This is a genomic window from Citrobacter sp. RHBSTW-00986 (genome assembly GCF_013783065.1).
GTDB lineage: Bacteria > Pseudomonadota > Gammaproteobacteria > Enterobacterales > Enterobacteriaceae > Citrobacter > Citrobacter braakii.
Genome location: NZ_CP056200.1, coordinates 1,662,852 through 1,680,682 on the forward strand (window position 1 = coordinate 1,662,852; position 17,831 = coordinate 1,680,682).

Annotated in this window: 13 protein-coding genes; 3 read left to right on the forward strand and 10 right to left on the reverse strand. The window is 53.4% G+C overall.

All coding sequences use genetic code 11. The features are described from left to right. The first annotated feature begins 1 nt into the window (after position 1). Complete coding sequence (gene glpT, locus HV345_RS08170) at positions 2–1,360, forward strand: glycerol-3-phosphate transporter (RefSeq protein ID WP_016153802.1); 1,359 nt, start codon at positions 2–4, stop codon at positions 1,358–1,360. A gap of 3 nt (positions 1,361–1,363) precedes the next feature. Further along, entirely contained in the window at positions 1,364–2,431 is a 1,068-nt protein-coding gene (gene glpQ, locus HV345_RS08175; protein ID WP_181636477.1) for a glycerophosphodiester phosphodiesterase, read from the forward strand. A 173-nt stretch (positions 2,432–2,604) separates the two neighbouring features. On the opposite strand, the gene yfaE is transcribed toward glpQ, so the two are convergent. From yfaE to ubiG, 4 genes are all read right to left on the reverse strand, one after another. Next, positions 2,605–2,859: a ferredoxin-like diferric-tyrosyl radical cofactor maintenance protein YfaE gene (gene yfaE / locus HV345_RS08180; RefSeq protein ID WP_016153800.1), complete on the reverse strand. Its 255-nt coding sequence runs from the start codon at positions 2,857–2,859 to the stop codon at positions 2,605–2,607. Next, positions 2,859–3,989 (reverse strand): class Ia ribonucleoside-diphosphate reductase subunit beta, encoded by a 1,131-nt coding sequence (gene nrdB / locus HV345_RS08185; protein ID WP_181636478.1) that lies wholly within the window; start codon positions 3,987–3,989, stop codon positions 2,859–2,861. Before nrdB ends, yfaE begins: the two co-directional genes overlap by 1 nt. A 112-nt stretch (positions 3,990–4,101) precedes the next feature. Further along, entirely contained in the window at positions 4,102–6,387 is a 2,286-nt protein-coding gene (gene nrdA / locus HV345_RS08190) for a class 1a ribonucleoside-diphosphate reductase subunit alpha (RefSeq protein ID WP_016153798.1), read from the reverse strand. Positions 6,388–6,830: 443 nt separating this feature from the next. Then, positions 6,831–7,559, reverse strand: coding sequence for a bifunctional 2-polyprenyl-6-hydroxyphenol methylase/3-demethylubiquinol 3-O-methyltransferase UbiG (ubiG, locus tag HV345_RS08195; protein ID WP_016157023.1), 729 nt, complete (start codon positions 7,557–7,559; stop codon positions 6,831–6,833). 158 nt (positions 7,560–7,717) lie between these two features. On the opposite strand from ubiG, the gene gyrA reads away from it, so the two are divergent. Continuing rightward, positions 7,718–10,354, forward strand: coding sequence for a DNA topoisomerase (ATP-hydrolyzing) subunit A (gene gyrA, locus HV345_RS08200; RefSeq protein WP_046275481.1), 2,637 nt, complete (start codon positions 7,718–7,720; stop codon positions 10,352–10,354). A 43-nt stretch (positions 10,355–10,397) separates the two neighbouring features. Here the strand turns inward: gyrA and HV345_RS08205 are convergent, their stop codons facing one another. The 6 genes from HV345_RS08205 to atoS all read right to left on the reverse strand — a co-directional run bounded on the left by HV345_RS08205 (position 10,398) and on the right by atoS (position 17,664). Next, a complete protein-coding gene (locus HV345_RS08205; RefSeq protein WP_109017493.1) occupies positions 10,398–11,582 on the reverse strand; it encodes an acetyl-CoA C-acetyltransferase in 1,185 nt (394 codons plus the stop codon). A 30-nt stretch (positions 11,583–11,612) separates the two neighbouring features. Continuing rightward, positions 11,613–12,935 carry a TIGR00366 family protein gene (locus HV345_RS08210; protein ID WP_181636479.1) on the reverse strand — a complete coding sequence of 441 codons (1,323 nt, stop codon included), beginning with the start codon at positions 12,933–12,935 and terminating at the stop codon, positions 11,613–11,615. Then, a complete protein-coding gene (locus HV345_RS08215) occupies positions 12,932–13,582 on the reverse strand; it encodes a 3-oxoacid CoA-transferase subunit B (protein WP_181636480.1) in 651 nt (216 codons plus the stop codon). Before HV345_RS08215 ends, HV345_RS08210 begins: the two co-directional genes overlap by 4 nt. A gap of 2 nt (positions 13,583–13,584) precedes the next feature. Continuing rightward, a complete protein-coding gene (gene atoD, locus HV345_RS08220) occupies positions 13,585–14,244 on the reverse strand; it encodes an acetate CoA-transferase subunit alpha (protein WP_016153792.1) in 660 nt (219 codons plus the stop codon). A 199-nt stretch (positions 14,245–14,443) separates the two neighbouring features. After that, complete coding sequence (gene atoC, locus HV345_RS08225; RefSeq protein WP_019077262.1) at positions 14,444–15,829, reverse strand: acetoacetate metabolism transcriptional regulator AtoC; 1,386 nt, start codon at positions 15,827–15,829, stop codon at positions 14,444–14,446. Beyond that, complete coding sequence (gene atoS / locus HV345_RS08230) at positions 15,826–17,664, reverse strand: two-component system sensor histidine kinase AtoS (RefSeq protein ID WP_181636481.1); 1,839 nt, start codon at positions 17,662–17,664, stop codon at positions 15,826–15,828. The genes atoC and atoS overlap by 4 nt, the downstream gene beginning before the upstream one ends. Positions 17,665–17,831: the final 167 nt, after the last annotated feature.

Genomic DNA, 17,831 nt, shown 5'->3' on the forward strand with positions numbered 1-17,831 from the left:
TATGTTGAGCATTTTTAAACCAGCGTCACACACGGCGCGTTTGCCTGCAGCGGAGATCGACCCGACATATCGTCGATTACGTTGGCAGATCTTTCTGGGGATTTTCTTTGGCTATGCCGCGTACTATCTGGTACGTAAGAACTTTGCCCTTGCGATGCCGTATCTGGTTGAGCAAGGTTTCTCGCGTGGCGATCTGGGTTTTGCGTTATCCGGTATCTCCATTGCTTACGGATTTTCGAAATTCATCATGGGGTCCGTTTCGGATCGCTCGAATCCGCGCGTTTTCCTGCCAGCGGGTCTGATTCTGGCCGCCGCAGTCATGTTGTTCATGGGCTTTGTGCCGTGGGCGACTTCGAGCATTGCGGTTATGTTTGTGCTGCTGTTCCTCTGCGGATGGTTCCAGGGAATGGGGTGGCCGCCGTGTGGTCGTACCATGGTGCACTGGTGGTCGCAGAAAGAGCGTGGGGGCATTGTCTCCGTCTGGAACTGTGCGCACAACGTGGGCGGTGGTCTGCCTCCTCTGTTGTTCCTGCTGGGTATGGCCTGGTTCAATGACTGGAAAGCGGCGCTGTACATGCCTGCTTTCGGTGCGATCGTCGTCGCGCTGTTTGCTTTTGCTCTGATGCGTGATACGCCGCAGTCTTGTGGCCTGCCGCCTATCGAAGAGTACAAGAACGACTATCCGGACGATTACAACGAGAAAGCGGAAGAAGAGCTGACTGCGAAGCAGATCTTCATGCAATACGTACTGCCGAACAAACTGTTGTGGTACATCGCTATCGCCAACGTGTTTGTTTATCTGCTGCGCTACGGCATCCTGGACTGGTCCCCGACCTATCTGAAAGAAGTGAAACATTTCGCGCTGGATAAATCATCCTGGGCCTACTTCCTGTATGAATATGCGGGTATTCCGGGCACGCTGCTGTGCGGCTGGATGTCGGATAAAGTCTTCCGTGGCAACCGTGGTGCGACCGGCGTGTTCTTTATGACGCTGGTGACTATCGCGACTATCGTCTACTGGATGAACCCGGCAGGCAACCCGAACGTGGATATGGCTTGTATGATTATCATCGGCTTCCTGATCTACGGTCCGGTAATGTTGATTGGTCTGCATGCGCTGGAACTGGCACCGAAAAAAGCGGCGGGTACGGCGGCTGGCTTTACCGGTCTGTTCGGTTATCTCGGCGGTTCCGTAGCGGCGAGCGCCATTGTTGGCTATACCGTTGACTTCTTCGGTTGGGACGGCGGCTTTATGGTGATGATTGGCGGTAGCGTGCTGGCGGTTATTCTGCTGGTGGTCGTCATGATTGGCGAAAAACGCCATCACGAAGAGATCGCACTGAAGCGTAACGGGGGCTAATAGATGAAAACCACATTGAAAAGTCTCAGCGTGGCGCTAATGCTGACAGGTATTGTGGTGAGCAGCGCGGCGGTTGCCGCAGAAAAAATCGTGATTGCGCACCGTGGCGCCAGCGGTTATCTACCGGAGCATACGCTGCCAGCAAAAGCGATGGCTTATGCTCAGGGGGCTGATTACCTGGAACAGGATTTGGTGATGACCAAGGACGACCATCTGGTTGTCCTGCATGACCACTACCTTGACCGCGTCACCGATGTTGCCGAGCGTTTCCCGGATCGTGCGCGTAAAGATGGGCGCTATTACGCTATCGACTTTACGCTGGATGAGATTAAATCGCTGAAATTTACCGAAGGCTTTGATATCGAAAATGGCAAAAAGGTCCAGACCTACCCGGGGCGTTTCCCGATGGGTAAATCTGATTTCCGTGTGCACACTTTCGAAGAAGAGATTGAGTTTGTTCAGGGATTAAATCATTCAACCGGCAAAAACATTGGCATTTACCCGGAAATGAAAGCGCCGTGGTTCCATCATCAGGAAGGGAAGGACATTGCGGCTAAAACGCTGGAAGTGCTGAAAAAGTACGGGTACACCGACAAGAATGACAAGGTTTATCTACAGTGTTTTGATGTCGCAGAGTTAAAGCGCATTAAGAATGAACTGGAACCGAAGATGGGGATGGATCTCAATCTGGTACAGTTGATTGCGTACACTGACTGGAATGAAACTCAGGAGAAAAAGCCGGACGGTAGTTGGGTTAATTACAACTACGACTGGATGTTTAAACCGGGTGCCATGAAGCAGGTTGCGCTGTATGCGGACGGCATTGGGCCGGACTACCACATGCTGATTGATGAGAAGTCGAAGAAAGGCAATATCTCGTTAACGGGTATGGTACAGGACGCGCATCAGAATAAGATGGTGGTGCATCCTTATACCGTTCGTGCCGATCAGCTGCCGGATTACACCACTGACGTAAACCAGCTGTATGACATTCTGTATAACAAGGCGGGCGTTGACGGGCTGTTCACCGACTTCCCCGACAAAGCAGTGACATTCCTGAATAAAGAGTAATGGCACAAGGTCTGTGATGCACCTCCGGTCACAGGCCTGGTTGGATCAAACGTTATTAACGGCTAGATAAGGCCGTCTGCCGTCAACGTGGCCATACCTGCCTCCAGGAGAAATAAAGAGCTGCCGTCCATCGGCGGCTCTTTTTTTAGTCTTAATTTTTATCCCGCCACGCGTTACAGCTCTATTTCAATATCGCCTTTTGCCCGACAGCAGCAGGGCAAAATTTCACCTGGCTGAATGAAGGCCAGAGGTTCGGCAATCCAGTCGACCTGTCCCGCTACCAGACGGGTACGGCAGGAGCCGCAATAACCTGCGCGGCACTGGTATTCAACTTCAACATTGTGCGATTCAAGCGCGGCAAGCAGGGAAGGGTGTTCATCCTGGCACAGCAGTTGTGTGCCAGAGATGCGCAGAGTAACGCGGCCCATCAGAGCTGGAAGTTACTCAGGTCGTCGGTATCGACTTCCGAATCGATCTGGCCGACCAGGTAAGAGCTGACTTCCACTTCCTGCGGCGCAACCTGCACGTTATCAGACACCAGCCAGGTGTTGATCCACGGGATTGGGTTAGAGCGGGTCTGGAACGGCAAGTCGAGTCCGACAGCCTGCATACGGATGTTGGTGATGTACTCAACGTACTGGCACAGAATGTCTTTATTCAGGCCAATCATTGAGCCGTCACGGAACAGATAATCCGCCCACTCTTTTTCCTGCAGCGCGGCCTGTACGAACAGGTCGTAGCTTTCTTGTTTACACTCTTCGGCGATTTCCGCCATTTCCGGATCGTCCACGCCGCTGCGCAGCAGGTTCAGCATATGCTGGGTCCCGGTCAAATGCAGGGCTTCATCGCGGGCGATCAGGCGAATAATTTTCGCGTTGCCTTCCATCAGTTCACGTTCGGCGAAGGCGAAGGAGCAGGCGAAGCTGACGTAGAAGCGGATCGCTTCCAGCGCGTTCACGCTCATCAGGCACAGATACAGCTTCTTCTTCAGTTCACGCAGGCTTACGACAACCGTTTTACCGTTAACGGTATGCGTGCCTTCGCCCAGCAAATGCCAGTAGCTGGTCATCTCAATCAATTCGTCGTAATAGCTGGAAATGCCTTCCGCGCGTTTCTGGATCTGCTCGTTGGTGACGATGTCATCAAACACCACCGCCGGATCGTTCACGATGTTACGAATGATGTGGGTGTAGGAACGGGAGTGGATCGTTTCTGAAAACGCCCATGTTTCCACCCAGGTTTCCAGCTCAGGGATCGAGATTAACGGCAGCAGCGCCACGTTCGGGCTACGTCCCTGAATGGAGTCCAGCAGCGTCTGATATTTCAGGTTACTGATGAAGATATGCTTTTCATGTTCCGGCAGCGCCTGGAAGTCGATGCGATCGCGAGAAACATCAACTTCTTCCGGACGCCAGAAGAAAGAGAGCTGCTTTTCGATCAGTTTTTCGAAGATGTCATATTTTTGCTGATCGTAGCGGGCGACGTTCACCGGCTGGCCGAAGAACATCGGTTCCAGAAGTTGGTTATTTTTCGTCTGTGAAAAAGTGGTGTATGCCATTGATGTGAATCCTTTGTGGGATGAGTGCCGGATGGCGTTACAAGCACCCTTTCCGGCCTACAAACCAAGCTACTGTAGGCCGGGTGAGCCTGGTGCCACCCGGCATCGTTCATCAGATCTTACATGCGCCGCTTTCGCAGCCGTCGTCCTGAATGGACGGCACCAGATCGTCCTGAGAATCTTCCGCACCGTCACGGGTGTTTTGATAATACAGCGTTTTGACACCAAATTTGTAGGCGGTGAGCAGGTCTTTCAGTAACTGCTGCATCGGTACTTTTCCGGATGGGAAGCGTGACGGATCATAGTTGGTGTTGGCAGAAATCGACTGATCGATAAATTTCTGCATGATACCTACCAGTTGCAGATAGCCATCGTTGTTCGGCATTTCCCACAGCAGTTCGTACGCGTCGTGCAGGTGTTCGTAGTCCGGCACGACCTGGCGCAGAATACCGTCTTTCGACGCTTTGATGCTCACATAGCCGCGCGGTGGTTCAATACCGTTGGTGGCGTTAGAGATCTGCGAAGAGGTCTCCGATGGCATCAGGGCTGACAGCGTGGAGTTACGCAGACCGTGCGTTTTGATGGATTCGCGCAGTTGTTCCCAGTCCAGATGCAGCGGCTCGTTGACAATAGCATCGAGATCTTTTTTATAGGTATCGATCGGCAGAATACCTTTGGAGTAGGTCGTTTCGTTAAACCACGGGCACGCGCCTTGCTCTTTCGCCAGCTCGTTAGAGGCTTTCATCAGGTAATACTGAATGGCTTCAAAGGTTTTGTGAGTCAGGTTGTTCGCGCTGCCGTCAGAATAACGCTTACCGTTTTTCGCCAGCCAGTAGGCGTAGTTGATCACGCCAATACCCAGCGTACGGCGACCCATCGCGCCGCGTTTGGCGGCAGGAATCGGATAATCCTGATAATCGAGCAGCGCATCCAGCGCGCGCACCGCCAATTCGGCCAGCTCTTCCAGCTCGTCCAGGCTGTTGATAGCACCTAGGTTAAATGCGGACAGCGTACACAGCGCAATTTCGCCGTTTTCGTCGTTAACGTCGGTCAGCGGTTTGGTCGGCAGGGCGATTTCCAGGCACAGGTTAGACTGGCGCACCGGAGCGACAATTGGATCAAACGGGCTATGGGTGTTGCAGTGGTCAACGTTCTGAATATAGATACGCCCGGTAGAGGCACGTTCCTGCATCATCAGTGAGAACAGCTCAACGGCTTTCACGCGTTGCTTGCGGATACTGTCGTCGTTTTCATATTTGGTGTACAGACGTTCGAATTCGTCCTGGTCAGCGAAGAACGCATCATACAGGCCTGGAACGTCGGACGGGCTGAACAGCGTGATGTCGCCGCCCTTCAGCAGACGGGTGTACATCAGTTTGTTGATCTGTACGCCGTAGTCCATGTGACGCACGCGGTTGCCTTCGACGCCACGGTTGTTTTTCAGGACCAGCAGGCTTTCAACTTCCAGGTGCCACATTGGGTAGAACAGCGTTGCAGCACCGCCGCGTACGCCGCCCTGGGAGCAGGATTTTACCGCGGTCTGGAAGTGCTTGTAGAACGGAATACAACCGGTGTGGAACGCTTCACCGCCGCGGATCGGGCTACCCAGCGCACGGATGCGACCGGCGTTGATACCGATGCCGGCGCGCTGGGAAACGTATTTCACAATCGCGCTGGAGGTGGCGTTGATGGAGTCCAGGCTGTCGCCGCACTCGATCAGTACGCAGGAGCTGAACTGACGGGTAGGGGTGCGCACGCCGGACATAATCGGCGTCGGCAGCGAAATTTTAAACGTAGAAACGGCGTCGTAGAAACGTTTTACGTATTGCAGACGCGTTTCACGCGGATAGTTAGAGAACAGGCAGGCCGCTACCAGAATGTAGAGGAACTGCGCGCTTTCATAAATCTCACCGGTAACACGGTTTTGTACCAGGTATTTACCTTCTAACTGCTTCACCGCAGCGTAGGAGAAGGTCATATCTCGGTCGTGTACGATGAACGAGTCCATCTGCTTGAACTCTTCTTCCGTGTAGTCTTCCAGCAGATGATTGTCGTATTTGCCCATTTCAACCATTTTCACGACATGGTCGAACAGTTTCGGCGGTTCAAACTCGCCGTAGGCTTTTTTGCGCAGATGGAAAATCGCCAGGCGAGCAGCCAGGTACTGATAATCCGGTGCCTCGCGGGAGATCAGGTCGGCGGCAGCTTTGATGATTGTTTCATGGATATCGGATGTCTTGATACCGTCATAAAACTGAATGTGGGAGCGCAACTCGACCTGAGAAATCGATACGTTATTCAGTCCTTCTGCCGCCCAATCCAGAACTCGGTGGATTTTGTCGAGATTGATGCGCTCTGTACTACCATCACGCTTTGTCACCAGCAGACTCTGATTCATGTGGTTTTTTACCTGTCCGTGAAAGAAAAAATATCCCCCATATTATCCACAAAGTCATGTTGTGACTAAGTCTGTGGATAAATACTATATGTAGGGGTTGTTTGATAAAGTAGACGCTATATGGTGAGTATTCTAGTAGGGATTCTTTTCAGTACAAGAGTTGATTTTGAGGTTAAATTGAGGTTGCAAAAGGGTAATAATCGCTAAGTGCGCGTCTTATAAGGCCTGGCGAGGATGTCAATAATTGAGAAAAAAAATAGAAAATTTGATCGAGTGCTGATTTCTTCATCTAAGGCAAGGTAAGTTCTTATGACCTGGCGCAAAAATTGCCCTGACGATCCTACTCAGGATTGGTAGGCGATGCGCAGGCCCGAAAGCTGCGCACTATCAGGTACGGTGCCGGATTGCGGCGTTGCACGCCTTATCCGGCCGGGTGGAGGAGGTTAATCTGCTTGCGCGGTAGTGTGTAGCATATAGTTCACATCAACGCCGGGGCCGAGTTTAAAACTGTTGGTGATCGGGTTGTAGTGCAGGCCGGTCATATGACGCTCTTTCAACACGGTCTGGTCAACCCACTCTAACAGTTCAGCCGGCTTAATGAATTTTTTCACATCATGCGTACCTTTCGGCACCATACGCAAAATATATTCCGCGCCGACCACCGCCATTAGCCAGGATTTGCCGTTGCGATTAAGCGTGGAGAAAAACACTTCGCCGCCCGGTTTGACCAGTCTGGCGCAGGCCCTGACCACCGATTGCGGGTCCGGTACGTGCTCCAGCATTTCCATGCAGGTCACAACGTCATACTGATGCGCATGTTTTTCCGCATGTTCTTCAACGGTTTCTTGAACGTATTCCACCTGGATGCCACTCTCCAGCGCATGCAGTTTTGCTACCTGTAACGGTTCAAAGCCCATGTCCAGCCCGGTGACGGTTGCGCCCTCGCGCGCCATGCTTTCCGCCAGAATGCCGCCGCCGCAGCCGACGTCGAGTACCTTTTTACCAAACAGGCCGCCTGAGCGCTCCGTGATATAGCCCAGGCGCAGTGGGTTAATACGGTGCAGTGGCTTAAATTCACCCTCAAGATCCCACCAGCGTGACGCGACTGCTTCAAACTTGGCAATTTCTTCCTGATCAACGTTGTGAGTTACCGGAGGTTTTTCGGCATTCATTGGGGCTTCTACTCCTAAATTTGCGATGCAAATGAGTATATCAGCCTGACGGGATGAATAAAGCCTCTGTCAGGGGGAATCCATTTACCTGAATCTGCACGGATGTGTTATAATTTGCGACCTTTGAATCCGGGATACAGTAGAGGGATAGCGGTTAGATGAGCGACCTTGCGAGAGAAATTACACCGGTCAACATTGAGGAAGAGCTGAAGAGCTCCTATCTGGATTATGCGATGTCGGTCATTGTTGGCCGTGCGCTGCCGGACGTCCGAGATGGCCTGAAGCCGGTTCACCGTCGCGTACTTTACGCCATGAACGTATTGGGCAACGACTGGAATAAAGCCTATAAAAAATCTGCCCGTGTCGTTGGTGACGTAATCGGTAAATACCACCCTCATGGTGATACCGCCGTTTACGACACCATTGTTCGTATGGCGCAGCCATTCTCCTTGCGTTACATGCTGGTAGATGGTCAGGGTAACTTTGGTTCTGTCGATGGCGACTCCGCAGCGGCGATGCGTTATACGGAAATCCGTATGTCGAAAATCGCCCATGAGCTGATGGCTGACCTGGAAAAAGAAACGGTGGATTTCGTCGATAACTACGACGGCACTGAACAAATTCCTGACGTCATGCCAACCAAAATTCCTAACCTACTGGTGAACGGCTCGTCCGGTATCGCGGTAGGTATGGCGACCAACATTCCGCCGCACAACCTGACGGAAGTGATCAACGGCTGCCTGGCATACATTGACGATGAAGACATCAGCATTGAAGGGCTGATGGAACATATTCCGGGTCCGGACTTCCCGACCGCCGCGATCATCAACGGTCGTCGTGGTATTGAAGAAGCCTACCGTACCGGCCGTGGCAAAGTGTACATCCGCGCACGCGCGGAAGTCGAAGCGGATGCCAAAACTGGCCGTGAAACCATCATCGTCCATGAAATTCCGTATCAGGTGAACAAAGCGCGCCTGATCGAGAAAATCGCCGAGCTGGTAAAAGACAAACGCGTTGAAGGTATCAGCGCGCTGCGTGACGAGTCTGACAAAGACGGTATGCGCATCGTGATTGAAGTGAAACGCGACGCAGTCGGGGAAGTGGTTCTGAACAACCTCTACTCCCAGACCCAACTGCAGGTTTCTTTCGGTATCAACATGGTTGCGTTGCACCATGGACAGCCGAAAATCATGAACCTGAAAGATATTATTGCTGCGTTTGTACGTCACCGCCGTGAAGTCGTAACCCGCCGTACTATCTTTGAACTGCGTAAAGCCCGCGATCGTGCGCACATCCTTGAAGCACTGGCGATTGCGCTGGCGAACATCGATCCGATCATCGAACTGATCCGCCGTGCGCCGACCCCGGCAGAAGCGAAAGCAGGGCTGGTCGCGCGTTCGTGGGAGCTGGGTAACGTTTCTGCCATGTTGGAACGTGCCGGCGATGATGCCGCGCGTCCTGAATGGCTGGAACCGGAATTTGGCGTGCGTGACGGTCAGTACTACCTGACTGAACAGCAGGCCCAGGCCATTCTGGATCTGCGTTTGCAGAAACTGACCGGCCTTGAGCACGAAAAACTGCTCGACGAATACAAAGAGCTGCTGGAGCAGATCGCTGAACTGCTGCACATTCTGGGCAGCGCCGATCGTCTGATGGAAGTCATCCGTGAAGAGATGGAGCTGATTCGTGAACAGTTCGGCGACGCACGTCGGACCGAAATCACCGCGAACAGCGCTGACATCAACATCGAAGATCTGATTAGCCAGGAAGATGTTGTCGTGACCTTGTCTCATCAAGGCTACGTGAAATATCAGCCGTTAACCGATTACGAAGCGCAGCGTCGTGGCGGTAAAGGCAAATCTGCAGCACGAATTAAAGAAGAAGACTTTATCGACCGCCTGCTGGTGGCCAACACCCATGACACGATCCTCTGCTTCTCCAGCCGCGGTCGTTTGTACTGGATGAAGGTTTATCAGTTGCCGGAAGCAAGCCGTGGTGCGCGTGGACGTCCTATCGTCAACCTGCTGCCACTGGAAGCTAACGAACGTATCACCGCAATTCTGCCAGTACGTGAGTACGAAGAAGGCGTCAACGTCTTCATGGCAACCGCCAGCGGTACCGTGAAGAAAACAGCGCTGACCGAGTTCAGCCGTCCGCGTTCAGCCGGTATCATTGCGGTTAACCTGAACGAAGGCGATGAGCTGATTGGCGTTGACCTGACGTCTGGTAGTGACGAAGTTATGCTGTTCTCTGCTGCCGGTAAAGTGGTGCGCTTCAAAGAGGGGGCTGTTCGTCCGATGGGACGTACAGCGACCGGCGTACGCGGTATCAAACTGGCGGAAAGCGACAGCGTGGTATCGCTGATCGTTCCGCGCGGTGAAGGTGCTATCCTCACCGTTACCCAGAACGGCTACGGTAAACGTACGGCGGCGGAAGAGTATCCGACCAAGTCTCGTGCGACCCAGGGCGTTATCTCCATCAAAGTCACCGAGCGCAACGGTTCCGTTGTCGGCGCAGTGCAGGTTGAAGATACCGACCAGATCATGATGATCACCGATGCAGGTACGCTGGTGCGTACTCGCGTGTCGGAAATCAGCGTGGTAGGACGTAACACCCAGGGCGTTATCCTCATCCGTACTGCGGAAGATGAAAACGTTGTGGGTCTGCAACGCGTTGCTGAACCGGTTGATGATGAAGAGCTCGACTCCATCGACGGTAGCGCTGCTGAAGGGGACGAGGATATCGCGCCTGAAGCGGAAAGCGATGACGATGCAGCGGACGACGCTGAAGAGTAATTAAGACGTGATAAAAAGGGCCGGAAATATCCGGCCCTTTTTTTTAATTCATTCGCTCCACTATCATCGCAATGCCCTGACCGCCGCCGATGCACAGTGTGGCCAGTCCAAGCGTTTGATCCCGTGCCTGTAGCGCATGCAGCAGCGTCACCAGTATTCGCGCGCCGCTGGCGCCAATAGGGTGTCCCAGCGCAATTGCCCCACCGTTGACGTTAACCTTTTGCGGATCAAATCCCAGCGTTTTACCAACGGCAAGAAACTGAGCAGCAAATGCTTCGTTGGCTTCGATCAGATCGATATCAGAAAGCTGTAAGCCGCTCAGTTGCAGTGCCTTCAGCGTGGCGGGAACCGGCCCCATCCCCATCATAGCCGGAGCTACACCGCCACTGGCCCAGGCTTTGATTCGTGCCAATGGCTTCAGCCCAGCCTCCAGTGCTGCGGACTCTTCCATTATCACTAATGCCGCTGCACCGTCGTTGATCCCCGAGGCGTTACCTGCGGTGACGGTTCCTGCTTTATCGAATGCTGGACGCAATGCGGCGAGGCCTTCGGTCGTCGAGTCAGCTTTGGGGAATTCGTCACGCTCAACGATGATGGTTTTCTTCCGTGATGACACGCTGACGGGCACGATTTCAGCCTCAAATGCGCCAGACTCGATTGCGGCAACGGCTTTACGCTGCGACTGCAGAGCCAGTTCATCCTGCATTTCGCGGCTGATGCCATACTCTTTGGCAACATTTTCTGCAGTGATCCCCATGTGGTAACCATGCTCGGCGCAGATCAGGCCATCGCGCAGAATCACGTCGGATAATTGCCCGTCACCGAGGCGATAGCCCCAGCGGGCTTTTGCGTCTAACAGGTAGGGGGCCAGGCTCATGTTTTCCATCCCACCCGCGACGATCGCCTGGGCTTGTCCGGCCTTGATAGCGAGGGCGGCAAGCGCTACGCTTTTCAGGCCAGAGCCGCACACTTTGTTGACGGTAAAGCCGCAAACGGTGTCGGACAGGCCGCTTTTTAATAATGCCTGACGCGCTGGGTTTTGCCCGAGTCCTGACTGCAGCACGTTGCCCATAATCACCTCGTCCACGCGCTGTGGGTCAAGGTGCGCGCGTTCAAGAGCTGCTCTAATGACGGTTGATCCAAGCTCGACGGCACCCGTAGTTGCCAGTGCGCCGTTAAAACTGCCGATTGCGGTACGTGCCGCGCTGACGATGACACAGTTTTTCATTTTTCAGTTCCTTTAATTAAGTTGTTGCCGTCAGAACAAGGTCAATCCAATAACAAAAATGACGCCGGAGAAGAGCAGGGCGGTGATGCAGTAGCCCATAATGTCGCGTACTCCGAGACCGGCGATGGCCAGCGCGGGTAGCGCCCAGAACGGTTGTGCCATGTTCATCCACTGCTCACCGTAGGCGATGGCCATGACTGATTTGCCAAGATCGGCACCCAGCGCCTGAGCGGCAGGCATGACGAACGGTCCCTGAATAACCCAATGGCCACCGCCGGATGGCACGGCAAAGTTAATCAGGGCTGAACTGAAGAAAGTCATCAGTGGGAAGGTATCTTTGTTGGCAACGTTGATGAAAAATTCAGTAATGAGCCCACCGAGGCCGGAGTGCTCCATCATCAACTGAATGCCGGCATAGAAGGGGAATTGCACCAGAATCCCGGCGGTACTCCGTGCGGCAGCACTGATGGCACGCATATAGGCCATCGGCGTTTTGTGCAGCAGCAGACCGGCAATCATAAACATCAGGTTGACGGTATTGATGGTGATGTTGAAACCTTTCTCGGCAAAGTAGATACCCAGATAGGCAATCCCTAATGCACCGATGATCAGCGCCAGAATGCGGCTCTCTTCCAGTTTTTCAGATGGCGGCGCATCTGGCGGTAGTTTCTTCTGAAAATCAGCTTCTTCCAGTAACAGTTTCGGATCGATGCTCACCACATCTGAAGGTTTTGGCGTCATCATCCGGGTGATAAACGGCATCACCACAATCAGGCCGAGCGTGATGAAAATATTGAAGCCGGTGAACAGGGTATCCGCGACAGGAATGAGGCCCGCTACGTGCTCGACCGGGTTGCCAGGCGTTGCCGCCAGCAAAGGCATTGAGCCGGAGAAGCCGCCGCCCCAGGTCAGGAACCCGATGTAGGCGCAGGCAATCAGTAACGGATAATCGGAACCCGGTACCCGACGAGCAACTTCGCGGGCGAACATCGCCCCGACCACCAGACCAAATCCCCAGTTAATAACGCAGGCAACTGAACCAAAAAAAGTCACCAGCATGACGCCCTGAGCGGGGGTTTTGGCGGCTGATGCCGCCGTACGCAGCAGGCTTTTCACCGGCCCGGAACTGGCTAACGCATGGCCGGTTACGATGATCAGCGCCATCTGCATACCAAACGCCAGCAGGTTCCAGAAACCGTCACCCCAGAATTTCACCATGCTGATGGGGGTCTGCGGCGTTAACCACAGCGCGATGCCAAAGGTCAGCAACGTTAATAACATGGCGAAAATCAGTGGGTCGGGCAGCCAGCGGCTGACTACCCGTGTCATAAAGCGGGCGATGCGGCCAATCATGCGTCACCTCGCAGGATGCGCAGATCGTCGGCAATTTCAAACTGTGCTTCGGTTTTTTCACATAGCGTGGCGATGTCGCATCCTTCGACGATTTCAGTCAGCCACATCTTGCCATCTATAAAGCGGAATACAGCCAGCTCGGTGACCAGCATATGCACAGCATGCTGTGCAGTGAGCGGCATGGTGCATTGACGCAGGATTTTTGCTGAGCCGTCTTTTGCGCAATGCTCCATGGCGATAATGACTTTACGTGCACCGGTCACCAGATCCATTGCGCCACCCATGCCGGGCACCATCTTGCCGGGAACCACCCAGTTGGCGAGGTTTGCCTGCTCATCGACCTGCAACCCGCCAAGCACACAGGCATCAACATGACCGCCGCGAATCAACGCGAACGACATGGCGCTATCAAACATCGCCGCGCCCGGCAAAATACCGCACGGTTGGCCGCCCGCGTTCACCAGGTCAGGATGGGCGGTGGTGACTGGGCCCAGTCCCAGAAAACCGTTCTCAGATTGCAGCGTAATGTGAATATCAGCAGGTAAATAGTTAGCTACCATCGTTGGCTGGCCGATACCTAAGTTGACGATATCGCCATCGCGAAGTTCTTGCGCCACCCGGCGCGCAATACGTTGTTTAGCATCCATGATTAGCTCTCCTGTGGAATGACGATATGGTCGATAACGGCGGCGGGGGTCACAATCTGGTCAGGCTGCAGCTCCCCTGTTTCAACCATTTCGTCCGGTTCGACCAGCGTGATATCAGCGGCGAGGGCAATCAGAGGGTTAAAGTTACGGGCGCTGAGCTGGTAGGTGAGGTTGCCAAGCATGTCAGAGCGGTGGGCGCGAATAAGCGCTAAATCGGCGCGTAATGGGCGTTCAAGCAGCCAGGTTTTACCCTCAAGCGTCATGGTTTGCTTGCCTTCTTCCACGATGGTGCCAACGCCAGTGGGGGTCAGAAAGCCGCCAAGACCCGCGCCGCCGCAACGAATCTGCTCGATCAGGGTACCTTGCGGAACCAGCTGTACATCCATCTCGCCGGCAATCATGCGACGACCGGTTTCCGGGTTTGTACCAATGTGCGAGGCAATCACTTTGCTCACCCGCCCATTGACGATCAGGGGGCCGATACCGGTATCGACAAAGGCGGTATCGTTAGCAATCAGCGTCAGATCTCTGACGCCGGACTCCAGCAGGGCTTCAACCAGACGAGGTGGTGTGCCAACGCCCATAAAACCACCGACCATGATGGTCATGCCGTCACGAAAGAAGCCCGCAGCGTCTTGTAAGGTAATCAGTTTTGTTTTCATTATGTTTCCCTTTTTGCATACTCCATTTTGGGTACGCTCAGGGAATTGCAAGCAGGGTGCCAGAATGACTAAAGAAACGTATTAATGTTTAGTTGATTGAATTTATTGGTTTATTTTTGTGGTCTTGGTGAAAGGAGACCACGAGGGGTTATGCAGAATTTTGCGCAGTGTGCAAAATTCTGCATAGCAAACTTGCGTATCAGGAACCCGATGGGTCGATGCCGTACTCTTGTAATTTATACATTAAAGCGCGACGGCTAATTCCCAGCATCAGCGCCGTGCGGGTGCGATTGCCGTCCTGATTGTCGAGGACTTCGAGGATAATTCGTTTTTCCTCACGTTTAATCTCTTCTTTCAGATTGCGTTCCCCGGAGTAAGTCGGTTTTGTTTCTGTTGTGGCGCTCACCGGGTTGCGCAACGGGTCGGGGAGATCGTCGGCAAAGATCACCGCACCGGTATTCATAACGACTGCACGTTCGATGACGTTTGACAGTTCGCGAATGTTACCGGGCCAGGGCCAGGCGGTGAGGATCGACATCGCCGTCGGGTCGATTTCGATAATATCCCGCTGATTTTCAGAGCTGAATTTTTGTAAAAAGTGGTTTGCTAATAAGGCAATATCTTCACGACGCTCGCGTAAGGGCGGCAAAGTCAGATGGATAACGTTGAGCCGGTAAAACAGGTCTTCGCGAAACGTTCCTTCCTTCACCATCGTTTGCAGACAGCGGTTGGTGGCGGCGACGATTCGAATGTCAACGCGAATGGTCTGGTGCCCGCCGATGCGTTCAAACTCCCTCTCCTGCAAAATGCGCAGCAGCTTAGCCTGCAGCACCAGCGGCATCTCGCCAATTTCATCAAGCAATAAAGTTCCCTGATGAGCGCGTTCGAACAATCCCTGGCGTAATGTCTGTGCCCCGGTAAACGCGCCTTTTTCGTGACCAAATAGCTCGCTTTCCAACAACGACTCCGGCAGGGCCGCGCAGTTAATTTTGATAAAGGGGCCATTGGCGCGTTTGCTGTTGTAGTGAATGGCGCGGGCGATCAGCTCTTTTCCTGTGCCGCTTTCACCGCTAATCAACACGTTTGCCTGGGAGAGGGCGATTTTCGCCGTGTCTTTACAGATATCCATCATACGCGGGCTGGTGGTCAGAATGTGTCCCCACTGCCAGCTGGTGGTCAACGCTTTATGCAGATTGCGGATTTCCTGTTTCATCTCCTGCAGTTGCAATGCGCGTTGAATCACCATGCTTAGCTCGTCGAGATCAAAGGGCTTAATCACGTAGTCGAATGCGCCGCTACGTAAAGCTTCTACTGCGGTTTCTACTTCAGCGTAAGCGGTCATCAGAATGACGGGGATCCGTGGTTGCTGCGTGCGCATAACTTTCAGCGCGTCGATACCGTCCATCTCCGGCATGCGAATGTCCATCAGCACCACGTCTGGCTGCGTTTCGCTAAACAGGCTCAGCGCGGCTTTCCCGTCGCTGGCGCAATGTGTCTCATGCCCTTGCAGGGAAAATGCGGTGGCAAGCATACGGCGAACATTTTCTTCATCATCAACGATGAGAATACGATAGGTCGTTTTCATTCTGACGGATTTCCCTGCGGGTTAAGAGGTAAAATCAGAGTGAATATCGCCCCGCAGCCAGGCTGGCTGGTTACGTGGATATCCCCCTGATGCGCGTTGATGATGCGCTGGCTCAGCGCCAGTCCAAGACCGGTGCCTGATGCTTTTGTCGTAAAAAAGGGATCGAATATTTTCTTCTGTATGGCGAGATCGATACCGTTGCCATTATCTTCAATCATCACGGCCTGTTGCGAGGCCGAGTATTGCCCGGTACGGATGCGAATTTCGCCTCGCGCAGCGATCGCCTGTACCGCATTGATTAAAATATTGAGGATCACCTGTTTGAGAAGCTCGCGATCGGCGACGATCGGCGGCAGGTTGGGATCTAATTCCGTTGTAAAGGCGATCCGTGCCTGCAGGCCAGCGGTTTGCACCAGGATTAGCGTCTCTTCAATGAGCGCATTGAGCCGAATCTGTTGCCACTGGCTTTGTCGTGGGCGTGAGAAATCTAACAGTTGTTGAATAACTTTATTGATGGAATCAATTTCATTAAGCACAACAGATAAATATTCCTGATGTTCCGGCAGCGAGGTTTGCTGGCGGATGATCTGGACGTAGCCACGAATTGCGGTCAGCGGGTTTCGCACTTCATGCGCGACGCCGGCCATCAGCTCACCCAGAGTGGCAAGCCTTTCGGTTTGCGCCAGCCGACGCTGGGTCTCTTTACGGGCGGTTAAATCGGAGAAAATAACCAGCGCGCCAATTAGCTCGCCGTGTGCGTTATGGATCCGACTGGTGGTTACACTGATCTCAATGGTGCGTTCTCGTCCTGGAAAGCTAATCTCCTGGGCCACATGTTCAGTACCGTGCTCAAGGGTGTCCAGTACCGGGCTATAAAACTGCGTATTGGCAAAGAGCGTCGCATAGGGCTGTCCGACCAGCTCATGCAGCGTGTAGCCTGTTATCTGTTCTGCCGCCGGGTTCATGGTGGTAACGTCGCCTTGCCTGTCGATGGCGATCACGCCATCTGCGGCATTTTCAATGATCAGATCGTTAAGGGTTTTGGTTTCCCGTAGCGTTTGTGCCAGCGCATTGACGCTACGGCTGATTTGTCCTAACTCGCCGGGGAGTTCAGGCAGTCGGGTAGGGTTTTTTTGTGCCAGCGTGGAAAGCCCATCAGTGATGATGTCGATATTCGCACTGAGTCGACGTGAGAAGTGCACGATGAGCAGCAGGCTACAGATGAGCCCGGCAACCAGTACGGCAATAATCCTGACATCCATTCTCCAGGCCTGCTGGCGGATATCTTCGGTGAGCTCATTGGCCCAGATATACCCAATAACCTCTCCCTGGCGCGCTATTGGGATCATTGAGTTGAGTATGTCGCCGCGAACCTGTCGCCCGGAATAGACCACAGGCGCGTTGCTACTCATCACTTCGCGTCCGGGATGATCCTCGGTGATGGTGATACCTACGTTGCCTTGGTAAAGCGCGGAGGGGGCGTAGGTGATAATGGCATCCAGCGCTTTGTGATAATACCCGGCGCCAATGCCGGGAAACGCTTGCGTAATGCGCTCGGTGATGGGGGCCAACTCTTGATTAAGCGCGCGAATGCGTGCTTCACGCGGCAAATTTGGGTAGTGACTAAAGCGGTCGCCCAGCGCATCGTTTAGCAGGGTTATCACCGATGACAGTTTTTTCTCTTTTTCAGATAAGACTGCTGAACGGCCTTCAGTTTCTACGATATAACCTATAGATATCGTCGGAATGATGACCATCAGGATGGCCATCATGATCATTTGGTTGCGTAATCGTCGTGGGTATAACCGACGAGCCAGCCATCTCAGGTCGCGCATTCTGACATCCGTGCAGTGTTTTTCAGGCAAACGATGATTATCACGGGTTAAGACAATGGTTTCAGAGCGGTGTATCATATTCCCGTAAAGAGAGGGCATTGCGACGCCGGACATTTACCGCTACCTTAACCACACTCTATTAATGCCCTGAGGCGGAGCTTCGCCCC